This is a genomic window from Streptomyces sp. WAC05374 (genome assembly GCF_004353505.1).
Classification (GTDB): Bacteria; Actinomycetota; Actinomycetes; order Streptomycetales; family Streptomycetaceae; genus Streptomyces.
The window spans coordinates 90689-104502 of the sequence record NZ_SMNQ01000003.1; the positions used below are offsets into that span (position 1 = coordinate 90689).

Below are 13814 nucleotides of genomic sequence, written 5' to 3' on the forward strand. Positions count from 1 at the left end.
ATGGCGAACACCGAAGCGACCCTCAAGGAAGCCACCACCGTCATCGACGGTGCCATCGGCGCGGCTCTCGTCGACTACACCAGCGGCATGGCCCTCGGCACGATCGGCGGTGGCAAGGACCTCGACCTGACGGTCGCCGCCGCCGGCAACACCGACGTCGTGCGCGCCAAGGTGCGCACCATGGAGATGCTCGGTCTGAACGAGGAGATCGAGGACATCCTGATCACGCTCGGCACGCAGTACCACCTGATCCGGCTCCTCAAGGGCCGCGGTACCAACGGCCTGTTCCTCTACCTGGCGCTGGCGAAGGACAGGGCCAACCTGGCGATGGCCCGCCACCAGCTCCGGCAGATCGAGGCCCAACTGGAGGTCTGATACGGCCGTGCGCTCAGCGGCGCCGTGCCCCGCCGGGCGCGGCGTCGCCCGCCGCGATACCCGTCGTCCGGTACGCCGTGACGGGCTTGCCGGCCGGTCCCCTGCCGAGCCGGTCGGTGCGTACCCACCACAGGCGGTCCTCGGTACGTTCCCGGTGGCCGATCCACAGGGCCTTGAGCCACAGCCCGGCGCCCGCCCCCGCCAGCCACAGCCCGCCCGCACCGGGCAGCGCGAACGACGAGGCGACGGCGGCGGCGAACGCGCCCAGCAGCCACCAGCGGTGGGCGCGCCGCCAGGCCCTCAGCGTCACGGCGCGGTCCTGGAGGAAGTCCGCCCGCGCGGCCCGGGTGGCGTCCGCGGCCAGCCGGGTGTGGCGCTCGCGCCGCGCCAGGGCCACGGCCGCGGCCGTCACCAGGAAGAGCGCGGCCCCGGCGAGCAGCCCGATGCGCCGCCCGGTGAGCCCGGGCAGCAGCGCCCCGGCCCCGGCGGCCGTCAGCCCCGCCCACCACAGGGGCGCGGCCCCCGCCCGTACGACCACGGCCACTCTCGCCAGTGCCTGCCCTCCGCGAGCCACGTCCGCCTCCCTGTTCACGGCCTCTACGGTGCGGCGGGAGAGTAGCGCCCGATCCTTAAGGTCCGCTGAGAAACGGCCCCTTGCCCGCGCGGGCACCAGGGGAAGCCCGGCGGGGCGCCCCCTGGTGCCCGTGGAGGCAAGGCCGGACGTCACTCCACGGACCAGCACCCGTGGAGACCCGGCCGGACGTCACTCCACGAACAGGCCGCGCGCGGAGGCGGCCGTGTCGAACTCCTCCAGCCGTGCCTGGGCGTCCGGCAGCCCGTCGCACATGGCCTCCAGCAGCACCCGCCCCAGCAGCATCGGCGCGCACGCCGTGTCGAAGGCGAGCCCGGTGCCGACCGCCGCCGGGAGCAGCAGGTCGCTGTGCTTGGCGACCGGGGCGAACGCGGAGTCGGCGACGGTCACGACGGTCAGCCCGGCGTCGCGGGCGTACGCGAGGGCGTCCACGACCTCGCGGGGGTGCCGGGGCAGCGCGAAGCACAGCAGCACGGTGGCGCCCGCCCGCACGGCGGCGTCGATCCGGTCGGTGAGCATCGTGCCGCCCTCGTCGAGCAGCCGTACGTCCGGGTGGACCTTGGCCGCGAAGTACGCGAAGCCGCGCGCCTGGGAGGAGGCGGCACGCAGGCCCAGCACCGGCAGCGGGCGCGAGGAGGCGAGCAGCCGCCCGGCGCGCTCCACCGGCTCGGGGTCGGCGAGGAGCCCGGCGAGGTGCTTCAGGTTCTCGATCTCGCCCAGCACGGCCTGCTGGTACTCGTTGTACGCGGACTCGCCCGCCGCTCCAGCGGCCCGCTCGGTGGGGGCCACCTCGCGCAGGTGCTTGCGCAGCGCCGGGTAGCCGTCGAACCCGAGCGCCACCGCGAAGCGGGTGACGGACGGCTGGCTGACGCCGGCCAGCTCGGCCAGCTCCACGCTGGACAGGAACGGTACGTCGCCGGCGCGCCGCACCATCGAGTGGGCGATCCGGCGCTGCGTGGGCGTCAGCCGGTGCCCCTCGAAGAGCGCCTGCAACCGTGCGGCAGGGCTGTCGCTCATGCCGTCCCCCTGTTCCCGAGCCACCTATTCAGTCACGGATGACTCTGCATGACGATATGCAGCCGAGCAAGCGGCAGGGGGAACCCAGGGGGACGAAGAGGGGGGCTAGCCCCAGCGACACGGCGGTCGCGGCTCCGTACCGTGGCACGCATGGAAACCCGCGACACGGAGCTCGAGAAGGAGCTCGAGAAAGAGCTCGACGCCACCCTTCAGGCCCGGCGCGAGCTGGGGACGGAGTACGAGTCGGCCCTCGTCGAGTCGTTCCTGGAGAAGGTGGAGCACCGCCTGGACGCCACGGTCGACCGCCGGGTCCGCCGCCAGGTCGCCGAGCAGCAGATGATCGTGGCCCGGGGCGCCCGCCCCGGCGGCGGCCCGCCGGTCGGGGAGAACTTCGGCGAGCGCTTCGGCTTCGCCATCGTCTCTCTGATCCTGGCGGTCCCGCTCACGGCGATCGGCGCGGTGAACGCCGGGCTGAAGGGCCTGCTCGTCACCTGGGCCGGCATAGTCGGCGTCAATGTGGCGCACTCGCTGCGGGGGGTGTCCCGGCGGCACCGCCGGGACGCGGACGCGTGACGGAGACGCGTGACGGAGACGCGTAACGGGAGACGCGTAACGGGGACGCGTAGTGGGAGACACCCCACGGAAGACGCGTAACGGGAGGCACCCGACGGGGGACGCCCAACGGGAGACCCGTGACGGGAGGTGTGGCGCGGGGACCGCCGCACCCCCGTTGCCGGGGGGCGGGACGACGGCGGTCCCCGCGTGGGACACGGGCCCGGGTCAGGGCCGGTCTCCGCGTCCGTGGCGTTCGTGGAGGTCCGGGAGCCGCTCCGGAAGTCCGTGACGCCGTTGGGTATTACAGTGCACGACGCGTGTTAAGCGGGTGCTGCCGCAACATGTCGCGCTCGTACCGATCGTGCGAAGCCCTGCCCCGTTGTGGCTACTTGCCGTCCTTGGCGAGGAAGGTGAGCAGGTCCTGACGGCTCACCACACCGGTGGGCTTGCCCTCGACCAGCACGATCGCCGCGTCGGCCGTGCCCAGGACGGACATCAGGTCGGCGACCGGCTCGCCCGAGCCGACCTGGGGCAGCGGCGGGCTCATGTGCTTGTCGAGCGGGTCGTCGAGGGAGGCGCGCTTGGTGAACAGGGCGTCCAGCAGCTCGCGTTCGACGACGGAGCCGACGACCTCGGCGGCCATGACGTCGGGGTGGCCGGCGCCCGGCTTGACGATGGGCATCTGCGAGACGCCGTACTCGCGCAGGACGTCGATGGCCTCGCCGACCGTCTCCTCGGGGTGCATGTGGACGAGCTTGGGGATGTCGCCCTCCTTGTGGCGCAGGACGTCCCCGACGCTCGCGGACGGGCCGGAGTCCTCCAGGAAGCCGTAATCGGCCATCCACTCGTCGTTGAAGATCTTGGAAAGGTAGCCCTTGCCGCTGTCGGGAAGGAGGACGACCACGACGTCGTCGGGGCCGAGCCCCTCGGCGACGCGCAGCGCCGCGACGACCGCCATGCCGCAGGAGCCGCCCACGAGGAGGCCCTCCTCCTTGGCGAGGCGGCGGGTCATCTGGAAGGAGTCCTTGTCCGACACGGCGACGATCTCGTCGGTGACGGTCCGGTCGTAGGCGGTGGGCCAGAAGTCCTCACCGACGCCCTCGACGAGGTACGGCCGCCCGGAGCCGCCGGAGTAGACGGAGCCCTCGGGGTCGGCGCCGACGATGCGGACCTTGCCGTCGCTGATCTCCTTGAGGTACCGGCCGGTGCCGGAGATGGTGCCGCCGGTGCCGACGCCGGCGACGAAGTGGGTGATCTTCCCGTCCGTCTGGTCCCACAGTTCGGGACCGGTGGTCTCGTAGTGCGAACGGGGGTTGTTCGGGTTGGAGTACTGGTCCGGCTTCCAGGCGCCCGGCGTCTCACGGACCAGGCGGTCGGAGACGTTGTAGTACGAGTCCGGGTGCTCCGGGTCCACGGCGGTGGGGCAGACGACGACCTCGGCGCCGTACGCCCGCAGCACGTTGATCTTGTCGGTCGACACCTTGTCGGGGCAGACGAAGATGCACTTGTAGCCCTTCTGCTGGGCCACGATGGCGAGGCCGACGCCCGTGTTGCCGGACGTGGGCTCGACGATCGTGCCGCCGGGCTTCAGGGCGCCGCTCTCCTCGGCCGCCTCGATCATGCGCAGGGCGATGCGGTCCTTGACCGAACCGCCCGGGTTGAAGTACTCGACCTTGGCCAGGACGGTGGCCTCAAGGCCCTCGGTCACACTGTTGAGCTTCACCAGCGGGGTGTTGCCGACGAGGCTGATCATCGAGTCGTGGTATTGCACCGTAGTCTCCGGGGTCTCCGTAATGGTCCAGCCAGCGTATGCGTAGTCGGAGGCGGTTACGGGGCACTTAGCTCTTGTACGGCAACAAGGAGGTGGCTGCCCCTATGTCGAGGGCGAGGGTGGCACGGCGGATCGCCGCCGGCGCGGCGTACGGGGGCGGCGGTATCGGGCTGCTGGGGGCGGCCGCGGTCGGGGTGCTGCTGGCCGAGGTGCAGCTCGCGAAACGATCCGTGGGCGGCGGTGTGGCACCGCTGCCACCGTGCGCGGACGGGCTGTACGGCCGGGGCTACACGGGCGGTCCGGAGCCCCTGCGACTCGCCCTCCTGGGTGATTCCACGGCGGCGGGGCAGGGGGTGCGGCGGGCGGGGCAGACGCCGGGCGCGCTGCTGGCCTCCGGGCTCGCGGCGGTCGCGGAGCGCCCGGTGGAGCTGCGCAACGTCGCCCTGCCGGGGGCCAGGTCCGACGACCTGGAGCGGCAGGTGGCGCTGCTGCTGGCCCATCCGGGCCGGGTGCCCGACGTGTGCGTGATCATGATCGGGGCGAATGACGTGACGCACCGGATGCCCCCGACGGAGTCGGTGCGGTACCTCGCGACGGCCGTGCGGCGGCTGCGTACGGCGGGGGCGGAGGTGGTGGTCGGCACCTGTCCCGACCTGGGCACGATCGAGCCGGTGTACCAACCGTTGCGGTGGCTGGCGCGGCGGGCGTCGCGCCAGTTGGCGGCCGCCCAGACGATCGTGGTCGTGGAACAGGGCGGCCGCACCGTGTCGCTGGGTGACCTGCTGGGGCCGGAGTTCGCGGCGAACCCGCGCGAGATGTTCGGCGCGGACAACTACCACCCCTCGGCCGAGGGGTACGCCACGGCGGCGATGGCGGTGCTGCCGACCCTGTGCGCGGTGCTGGGCGTGTGGCCCGAGACGGACCGGCTGGAGGCGGACCGCCGGGAGGGCATGCTGCCGGTCGCGAAGGCCGCGGCGGAGGCTGCGGAGGAGGCCGGTACGGAGGTCACCGGTGCCCGCGCGCCCTGGGCGCTGCTCAAGCACCGGCGCCGGCGCCGTCTGCCGTCCGTCCAGGACCCGGCGCCCCTCCGCGACGCCCGCCCCTGACGGGCCACGGCCCGCTGGGCGTGCCGCCCACGGCCGCCCGGGCCGCCCCGGTCGGCCCCACGCCCCGGGCGCCCCATGCTCGGCCGGTCGCGCCCTCCGGCGGGCCCGCCCCCGCCCCCCCGGGGTGGATCCGCCGTGCGGGGGAAGGCGCAGGGTGGCGGGGTACGGCCCCGGGAACTGAGCGAGCGCTTAGAAATGCGGTCCGCATCACACGCCCACCCCGGTGACCCGAGCGGTACGTACAGGTAACTTCCCTCTCAGTCCTGCCCCTCGCCCCTCTGGAGCCGTGATGCCCGAAGCCGTGATCGTCTCAGCCGCCCGCTCCCCCATCGGCCGGGCCTTCAAGGGCTCGCTGAAGGACCTGCGGCCGGACGACCTGACCGCCACGATCATCCAGGCCGCGCTCGCCAAGGTGCCCGAGCTCGACCCGCGTGACATCGACGACCTGATGCTCGGCTGTGGCCTGCCCGGCGGCGAGCAGGGGCACAACCTGGGCCGTATCGTCGCCGTGCAGATGGGCATGGACCACCTGCCCGGCTGCACCATCACCCGGTACTGCTCCTCCTCGCTGCAGACGTCCCGCATGGCCCTGCACGCCATCAAGGCGGGCGAGGGCGACGTCTTCATCTCCGCCGGTGTGGAGATGGTCTCCCGCTCCGTGAAGGGCACCAGCGACGGCCTGCCCGACACGCACAACCCGCTGTTCGCCGAGGCGGAGGCCCGCACCGCCGCCCGCGCCGAGCAGGAGGGCACCGACTGGCACGACCCGCGCGAGGACGGCCTGATTCCCGACGCGTACATCGCGATGGGCCAGACCGCCGAGAACCTGGCGCGCCTGAAGGGCGTGACCCGCCAGGACATGGACGAGTTCGGCGTCCGCTCGCAGAACCTCGCCGAGGAAGCGATCAAGAACGGCTTCTGGGAGCGGGAGATCACCCCCGTCACCACCCCCGACGGCACCGTCGTCAGCAAGGACGACGGCCCGCGCGCCGGCGTGACCATGGAGGGCGTGCAGGGCCTGAAGCCGGTCTTCCGTCCCGACGGACTGGTGACCGCCGCCAACTGCTGCCCGCTCAACGACGGCGCCGCCGCGCTGGTCATCATGAGCGACACCAAGGCGCGGGAGCTGGGCCTGACCCCGCTCGCGCGGATCGTGTCCACGGGCGTCTCGGGCCTGTCGCCCGAGATCATGGGCTACGGCCCCGTGGAGGCGAGCAAGCAGGCGCTGAAGCGCGCCGGGCTCACCATCGGCGACATCGACCTGGTGGAGATCAACGAGGCGTTCGCCGCCCAGGTCATCCCGTCGTACCGCGACCTGGACATCCCGCTGGAGAAGCTGAACGTCAACGGCGGCGCCATCGCCGTCGGCCACCCCTTCGGCATGACCGGCGCCCGGATCACCGGCACGCTGATCAACAGCCTCCAGTTCCACGACAAGCAGTTCGGCCTGGAGACCATGTGCGTCGGCGGCGGCCAGGGCATGGCCATGGTCATCGAGCGGCTGAGCTGAGCTGAGCCGTAGCGGAGGGTAGGGGCCGTCCTCGTTCCTCGGACGGCCCCTGCCCGCAGCGGTGGCGAAGCGGAACGCGACCACAAGCAGCGCGCGGCTGAGGGCCCGGCCGGGGAAATCGCCTCGCGCCCCGGCCAACCCTGCCGCGTCCCAGCCGTGACCGAATCTCCCCCAGGATGTGACCTATCTCCCGGGGGAGATTTGTTTGTGCAGGTCAGGGCAGCTATCCGGGAAATCCACGAGGCAAAAGACCTGTCCAATTCGTGACGTAATGCACTGACAGGGGGCGCGGGGGCACGACAAGCTGATGTAGGAAGTGCGGGGGATCGATTGAAACCGGGAGTAAGTCAGTGAGCGCCATGTCTCTCGCCCTGCTGCTGACCACGGCCACCGCCACGGCCGTGGGTGCCGCTGCCCTGCACGCCGCCCACGGGCTGCGCAAGCAGGTCACCGCGCTGCGCACGGAGCTCGCCGCCGCGAACACGACCGGCCGGACCCCCACCGTGCCCCACGCCCGCACCACCGAGGACATACGCGCGGCCGTCGCCGAGGCCCTCGCGGAGGAGCGGGAGCGTGAGCTGGCCGAGGCGCGTGCCTTCTGGGCCGCCCAGGAGGCGCGGGACGCCGCCGACGGCCCCGCCACCCTCCTCGGCCCGCTGGGCGGCGGCACGGCGGCCGGGACGGGCGAGGACGGCCCGTTCTTCGTGCCGCGCCAGGCGGACTTCGCGGGTCTGGACGCCATGGACGCCACCGACTTCGGTCCGGACTACGCCGAGTACGCCGACGGTCTCGACGACCTGGACGCCCTGGCGGAGCTGCCGGACTTCCCCGGCATCACCGACAACCAGTTCCCCGAGGACTCCCCCGAGCTGGCCGCGGCCCGTCGCCGCCACCCCTCCCACCCGGACTTCGTGCCGGTCCAGACGCCCGTGGTCACCGACCACGAGCGCACCGTGGCCCGCCTGGAGGAGCTCGCCGAGAGCCGCACGGCGCTCACCGACGTGCGGCCCGGGCCGCTGGGCACCCTGGACGTGTACGTCTTCGCCGACGGCACCACCCTGTGCATGACGCCCGGGCACCGGGAGACCGCCGAGCGCCTCGCGGACGCGCTGCGCAGCGGCGAGACGCCGGTGCTGCTGGGCGGGTCGGGGGTGTCGGGCGCGTACGCCCTGACCTTCTCGTGCGGCAGCGGCGCCGACGCGGAGAGCGTCTACGTCCTGGCGGACCGCGTCATAGCGTCGCTGTAGCCGCCGTCCGCCGCACCGCCGCCACGGCCTCGTCCAGCTCCCGCCGCAGCGCCTCCCGCCGGGGCGGGGAGCCGGCCGGGGCCGTTCGCAGAATTTCCGCCAAATCGTTGCAGGCCACCACAAGCTGGTCCGCGACCGCGAACAGCCCGGCGTCCGGCATGGTCCGCGGGGGTGTGCGGGGGTTCTCCAGCCGCTGCGCCCGGAACGCCAAGTCCCTGGCCAGAGCCAGCCCGTCGGCCGCCGCGCCCCGCTGGAGACGGCTCTGCGGCGCGGCCCGCAGCCGGTCGGCGAGGCGTTCGACGGCGGCGGTCAGTTCTGTCGTATCGAGCACGCCGCGACCCTACGCGCCGCGACGGGACTGTTGCCAACGGGCGAACGCTCAGGCACGGTGACGTGAAGGAGCACACGCGCACAGCGTCCGGAGGCGCCGATGTCCCATGTCTTCTCCGAAGAGACCCACCGAAATCTGCTCTCCCGCATTCCCCACTGCACGGGCCGGCAAGTGTCCGAGTGGCTGCGCACCGTCGAGGAAGGCCCCTCCCTCGTCCGTTTCGAGGAGAAGGTGAGCTGGCTCCGGGGCGAGCACGACCTCAGTTACGGACACGCCAAGGCGATCATCCACGAGTACGACCTGAGGCGGGCCGCCCGCAAGCTGCTCTGACGGGCGGGGCTCATCATGGCGAAGGGCCCGCCCGGCGCGATGCCGGACGGGCCCTTCGCTGTGATCAGTGGCGTCAGTCGTCGCCCTGGAGGATCGACAGGAGCCGCAGGAACTCCAGGTAGATCCAGACCAGCGTCATGGTGAGGCCGAAGGCCGCCAGCCACGCCTCCTCGCGCGGAGCGCCGTAGGTGATGCCGTCCTCGACCTGCTTGAAGTCCAGGGCCAGGAAGCACGCACCGAGGATGATGCCGATGACACCGAACAGGATGCCGAGGCCGCCGCTGCGGAAGCCGAGGCCGTCACCGCCGCCGAACACGGCGAACAGCATGTTCACCGCCATCAGCAGGACAAAGCCGATGGCGGCCGCCATCACGAAGCCGTAGAAGCGGCGGGTGACGCGGATCCAGCGCATCTTGTAGGCGATGAGCACACCGGCGAAGACGGCCATGGTGCCCAGCACCGCCTGCGGGACGACGCCCGGCGAGAGGTACGTCGAGACGGCGTTGGAGATCACGCCGAGGAAGACGCCCTCGAAGGCCGCGTACAGCAGGATCAGCGCCGGGGACGCCTTGCGCTTGAAGGACTGGATCATCGCGAAGACGAAGGCCACGAGGGCCGCGCCGATCGCGATGCCGTACGACTTGTTGAGGTTCTCGGGGTCGACCGGCAGCAGGAACCAGGCGAGCGCGGCGGTGACGAAGACCGTACCGAGCGTCATCGCGGTGCGGGACACCACGTCGTCGATCGTCATCGCGCCCGGGCGCGCCGGGGCCTGGGCGGGGGCGCCGAGCTGGGCGTCCTGCGCGTAGGGGTTGGTCGCGTACGGGTTCGTCGCGTACGGGTTGGTTCCAGCGGCGGGGCCCCCGGCCTGCGGCTGCTGCGCGTTGAAGCCCGCATAGCCGTTGTCGCGGCTGAACCCCCGTCGCGAGAAGACCGGGTTGCTGCTCCTCATCTCACTCCTCCATGGCCGCCGTGCGCGGCCTTAGGACAAGAGTAATGGGCAAGCAAAAGAAACACCCTAGTGCTCGGGGAGGATCTTTCACTCCCGTCACATGCGCCGGTGGCTGAATCCTGCCGGTCGTCCGGTTTCTTTGTGGGACCGCTCCCGTGGGAGGACGGGAGTGCCCGGAACCGGACTCGAACCGGTACGGCCCGAAGGCCAGCGAGGTTTAAGCTCGCCGTGTCTGCATTCCACCATCCGGGCGTTACCCCGCGGCTCCGCGTTGGCACATGAGCCTATCGGGGCGCGTCCCCCGAACAGCGGAACGATGACCCGATGTTGTCTTATTTTATTGACGTCTGAGGGTGCGTCAGTGCTGGTGGACGCGGTTTCGAGCCAGGCTCAAGGGGCTCGCGGGCGCAAAGACGTACGCAAAGGAATGACGGAAAGTCGCCGCCCGGTGTCACCCGGTCGGGGACCCGCCCGGTCCGCCCCCGACGCCGGGCGGCGTCTCAGGGGTGCCGTCATACCTCAGGAGGAGGGGCGGGCCCCCCGGTCCGACTCCAGGCTGCCCCGGATACGGGCATGCGGACGGACGCCCGGCGGGGTGAGCGGCGATGACGATGGACGGGTCCCCGAAGAACAGTCCCGACAGGAGCCCCCACGTGACCACCACCTCCACCGCGTACCGCGCCACCGCGGTAGCCGCCCGCGCCACGGATCTGTCCAAGGTCTACGGACAGGGCGAGACCCAGGTGGTCGCCCTGGACCGGGTCACCGTGGACTTCCACCAGGGCGAGTTCACCGCGATCATGGGCCCCTCGGGCTCCGGCAAGTCGACGCTGATGCACTGCGTGGCCGGACTCGACACGTTCAGCAGCGGTTCGGTCCGCATCGGTGACACGGAGCTGGGCTCCCTCAAGGACAAGCAGCTCACCCAGTTGCGCCGCGACAAGATCGGCTTCATCTTCCAGGCGTTCAACCTGCTGCCGACGCTGACCGCCCAGGAGAACATCACGCTCCCCATGGACATCGCCGGCCGGAAGCCCGACAAGGAGTGGGTGCGCAAGGTCATCGACATGGTGGGCCTGTCCGGGCGCCTCGGCCACCGGCCCGCGCAGCTCTCCGGCGGCCAGCAGCAGCGCGTCGCCGTGGCGCGCGCGCTCGCATCCCGCCCCGAGATCATCTTCGGTGACGAGCCGACCGGAAACCTCGACTCCCGCTCCGGCGCCGAGGTGCTGGGCTTCCTGCGCAACTCGGTCCGCGAGCTGGGGCAGACCGTCGTGATGGTCACCCACGACCCGGTGGCCGCCTCCTACGCGGACCGCGTGATCTTCCTCGCCGACGGCCGCATCGTCGACGAGATGCTGCGCCCCACGGCGGACGGCGTGCTCGACCGCATGAAGGAGTTCGACGCCAAGGGCCGCACGAGCTGACGCCCGCCGGGGCGCGCCGCCCCGCGCCCGCCCCGGACCCCCGCCGTTCCCCCTTCACCCCAGGACTCACACCTCATGTTCCGTACCGCCTTGCGCAACGTGCTCGCGCACAAGGCCAGGCTGCTGATGACCGTGCTCGCCGTGATGCTCGGCGTGGCGTTCGTCTCCGGCACCCTGGTCTTCACCGACACCCTGTCCAACGCCTTCCGCAACCAGTCGGCCAAGAGCTACGACGACGTCGCCGTCGCCGTCACCTCGTACGCCGACGCGAACGACGCCAAGCAGGAGCCCGGCCTCTCCCAGGCGACCGTCGACAGGATCGGCAAGCTGGAGGGGGTCGCCTCCGTCACCGGACGCGTGGACGGCTTCGCCGGGGTCGCCGACCCCGACGGCAAGCTGATCGGCGTCGGCTGGTCCAACAAGGGCGCCAACTTCGCCCCCGGCAAGGGCGGCAAGGACTCCGCCTACGACTTCACCGAGGGCTCCGGCCCGGTGAAGGACGACCAGATCGCCCTCGACAAGGACACCGCCGCCAAGGGCGCGTACCAGGTCGGCGACACGGTCCGCGTCGCCACGAACGGGCCGGTCAAGGAGTACACCCTCGCCGGTGTCTTCACCACCGACGACGGCGCCGTCAACGCGGGCGGCAGCCTGGTCCTCTTCGACACCTCCGTCGCCCAGAAGCTGTACCTGAAGCCCGGCTACTTCACCAGCCTGACCGTCACCGCCGCGCCCGGCGCCGACGACAGCCGCATCCTGGACGCGGTGGAGCCGCTCCTCCCGGAGAACGCCGAGGCCCAGACGGGCGCCGCGCTCGCCGACGAGCAGGCGAAGTCGATCGAGGAGGGGCTGAGCGGCCTCAACCAGATGCTGCTGGGCTTCGCCGGCATCGCGCTCTTCGTCGGCGTCTTCCTGATCTCCAACACCTTCACCATGCTGGTCGCGCAGCGCACCAAGGAACTCGCGCTGATGCGTGCCGTCGGTGCCTCCCGCAAGCAGATCACCCGCTCGGTGCTCGCCGAGGCCGGTGTGGTCGGCCTGGTCGCCTCCGTGGTCGGTTTCGCCCTCGGTATCGGCCTGGCTGCCGGCCTGCGCTCCGGGATGGCCGCCTTCGGGATGAAGGTGCCCGACGGGCCGCTCGTCATCGGTACGACGCCGCTGCTGTCCGCGCTGGGGGTCGGCGTCCTGATCACGATGCTCGCCGCGTGGCTGCCCGGGCGCCGGGCGGCGAAGATCCCGCCGGTCGCCGCGATGAGCAGCGTCCACGCGGTGGCGACCACCAAGTCCCTGGTCGTGCGCAACTCCATCGGCGGCTTCCTCACCGCCGCCGGCGCCGCCCTGATCGTGGCGGGTGCCGCGGCCGGCTCCGACGGCCGGTGGACGATCGCCGGTGGCGCGTTCCTGGCGCTGGTCGGTGTGATCGTGCTGATCCCGCTGCTGTCCCGCCCGGTCATCGCCCTCGTACGCCCGCTGCTGATCAGCGCCTTCGGGGTGTCCGGGAAGCTGGCGAGCCAGAACGCCGTGCGCAACCCGCGCCGCACCGGCGCCACCGCCTCCGCGCTGGCCATCGGCCTGACGCTGGTGACCGGACTGTCGGTGCTGGGCGTCACGGTCGGCACGGCGCTGGACAAGATGACCACGGACCAGATCAAGGCCGACTACATGGTCGTGATGGCCAGCGGCGGCGACCTGGACCAGTCCGCGCTGGCCGCGCTGGAGAAGGCGCCGGGCGTCGCGGCGGTCTCGCCGCAGCAGTCCGCGTACTTCGAGATCAAGGACGAGTTCGTCTCCGCGTCGGCCATCACGCCGGGCGACATCGAGCGGGTCCTCAAGGTCGAGGTGGTCAACGGCTCGCTGGACTCCCTCGGCGACGGGCGGATCGCGGTCGCCGAGAAGACGGCCGCCAAGCAGGGCTGGAAGGTCGGCGACACGCTGCCGGTCACGTTCAACGACGACAAGAAGGGCTCGCTGAAGGTCGGCGCGGTCTACAAGGACAGCGAGTTCCTCTCGCCCGTGCTGGTGGACACCAAGGTCGTCGCCCCGCACGAGACCAAGCCGTACATCCCGCAGATCTTCGTGACCATGGACGGCGGTCAGACCGCGGCGAACGAGAAGGCCCTGGTCAACGCGCTCGGTGACAACCCGGCGATCAACGTGATGGACAAGCAGGACATCCGCGACCAGTTCGGCGGCATGATCAACATGATGCTGAACATCATGTACGGCCTGCTGGCGATGGCGCTGATCATCGCGGTGCTGGGCGTCGTCAACACCCTGGCCATGTCCGTCTTCGAGCGCCAGCAGGAGATCGGCATGCTGCGGGCGATCGGTCTGGACCGGCGCCGGGTGAAGCGGATGGTGCGGCTGGAGGCCGTGGTCATCTCGGTCTTCGGTGCGGTCGTCGGCATCGGCCTGGGCTCGTTCCTGGGCTGGGCGATCGGCCAGACCATCAAGTCGGACCTGCCGGGCTACGCGCTGGTCATCCCGTGGGACCGGATCGGGATCTTCCTGGTGCTCGCCGCGCTGGTGGGCGTCCTGGCCGCGATGTGGCCGGCCCGCAGCGCCGCGAGGCTCAACATGCTCAACGCCATCAAGGCCGAGTAG

13 protein-coding genes and 1 tRNA gene are annotated in these 13814 nt (G+C 71.5%); 8 read left to right on the forward strand and 6 right to left on the reverse strand.

Translation table 11 applies throughout. The annotated features are described in order from the left end of the window. Positions 1 to 375 carry a hypothetical protein gene (locus tag E2B92_RS08040; RefSeq protein ID WP_126889337.1) on the forward strand — a complete coding sequence of 125 codons (375 nt, stop codon included), beginning with the start codon at positions 1 to 3 and terminating at the stop codon, positions 373 to 375. A gap of 13 nt (positions 376 to 388) precedes the next feature. Here E2B92_RS08040 and E2B92_RS08045 read toward each other — a convergent pair whose 3' ends face one another. Both E2B92_RS08045 and E2B92_RS08050 read right to left on the reverse strand, forming a co-directional pair. Next, complete coding sequence (locus E2B92_RS08045) at positions 389 to 949, reverse strand: hypothetical protein (RefSeq protein WP_185923804.1); 561 nt, start codon at positions 947 to 949, stop codon at positions 389 to 391. 189 nt (positions 950 to 1138) lie between these two features. Next, positions 1139 to 1984 (reverse strand): MurR/RpiR family transcriptional regulator, encoded by an 846-nt coding sequence (locus E2B92_RS08050; RefSeq protein ID WP_126889336.1) that lies wholly within the window; start codon positions 1982 to 1984, stop codon positions 1139 to 1141. A gap of 150 nt (positions 1985 to 2134) precedes the next feature. Between E2B92_RS08050 and E2B92_RS08055 the strand changes: the two genes are divergently transcribed. Next, the gene (locus tag E2B92_RS08055) at positions 2135 to 2557 is read left to right on the forward strand and encodes a hypothetical protein (RefSeq protein WP_126889335.1); all 423 of its coding nucleotides are present in this window, start codon (positions 2135 to 2137) and stop codon (positions 2555 to 2557) included. A 367-nt stretch (positions 2558 to 2924) separates the two neighbouring features. On the opposite strand, the gene E2B92_RS08060 is transcribed toward E2B92_RS08055, so the two are convergent. After that, positions 2925 to 4310, reverse strand: a complete 1386-nt coding sequence (locus E2B92_RS08060; protein WP_126889334.1) for a cystathionine beta-synthase — start codon at positions 4308 to 4310, stop codon at positions 2925 to 2927. A gap of 104 nt (positions 4311 to 4414) precedes the next feature. Here E2B92_RS08060 and E2B92_RS08065 point away from each other — a divergent pair, with 104 nt between their 5' ends. The 3 genes from E2B92_RS08065 (at position 4415) to E2B92_RS08075 (ending at position 8173) form a co-directional block, all read left to right on the forward strand. Next, on the forward strand, positions 4415 to 5416 hold the full coding sequence (locus E2B92_RS08065) for an SGNH/GDSL hydrolase family protein (RefSeq protein WP_235023729.1): 1002 nt from the start codon (positions 4415 to 4417) through the stop codon (positions 5414 to 5416). A 289-nt stretch (positions 5417 to 5705) separates the two neighbouring features. Further along, entirely contained in the window at positions 5706 to 6926 is a 1221-nt protein-coding gene (locus tag E2B92_RS08070; protein ID WP_126889285.1) for an acetyl-CoA C-acetyltransferase, read from the forward strand. Between the two features lie 359 nt (positions 6927 to 7285). Next, a complete protein-coding gene (locus tag E2B92_RS08075; RefSeq protein ID WP_185923801.1) occupies positions 7286 to 8173 on the forward strand; it encodes a hypothetical protein in 888 nt (295 codons plus the stop codon). Here the strand turns inward: E2B92_RS08075 and E2B92_RS08080 are convergent. Next, positions 8157 to 8504 (reverse strand): hypothetical protein, encoded by a 348-nt coding sequence (locus E2B92_RS08080; RefSeq protein WP_126889287.1) that lies wholly within the window; start codon positions 8502 to 8504, stop codon positions 8157 to 8159. The two genes, E2B92_RS08075 and E2B92_RS08080, sit on opposite strands and share 17 nt — an antisense overlap. A gap of 99 nt (positions 8505 to 8603) precedes the next feature. On the opposite strand from E2B92_RS08080, the gene E2B92_RS08085 reads away from it, so the two are divergent. Continuing rightward, the gene (locus E2B92_RS08085) at positions 8604 to 8834 is read left to right on the forward strand and encodes a DUF4287 domain-containing protein (protein WP_126889288.1); all 231 of its coding nucleotides are present in this window, start codon (positions 8604 to 8606) and stop codon (positions 8832 to 8834) included. A 73-nt stretch (positions 8835 to 8907) separates the two neighbouring features. Here E2B92_RS08085 and E2B92_RS08090 read toward each other — a convergent pair whose 3' ends face one another. Further along, a complete protein-coding gene (locus E2B92_RS08090) occupies positions 8908 to 9786 on the reverse strand; it encodes a Bax inhibitor-1/YccA family protein (RefSeq protein WP_126889289.1) in 879 nt (292 codons plus the stop codon). 170 nt (positions 9787 to 9956) lie between these two features. Next, a tRNA-Leu gene (locus E2B92_RS08095) sits at positions 9957 to 10038 on the reverse strand. A 401-nt stretch (positions 10039 to 10439) separates the two neighbouring features. On the opposite strand from E2B92_RS08095, the gene E2B92_RS08100 reads away from it, so the two are divergent. Both E2B92_RS08100 and E2B92_RS08105 read left to right on the forward strand, forming a co-directional pair. Next, the gene (locus E2B92_RS08100; RefSeq protein WP_126889290.1) at positions 10440 to 11210 is read left to right on the forward strand and encodes an ABC transporter ATP-binding protein; all 771 of its coding nucleotides are present in this window, start codon (positions 10440 to 10442) and stop codon (positions 11208 to 11210) included. A 75-nt stretch (positions 11211 to 11285) separates the two neighbouring features. Continuing rightward, complete coding sequence (locus E2B92_RS08105) at positions 11286 to 13814, forward strand: ABC transporter permease (protein WP_126887221.1); 2529 nt, start codon at positions 11286 to 11288, stop codon at positions 13812 to 13814.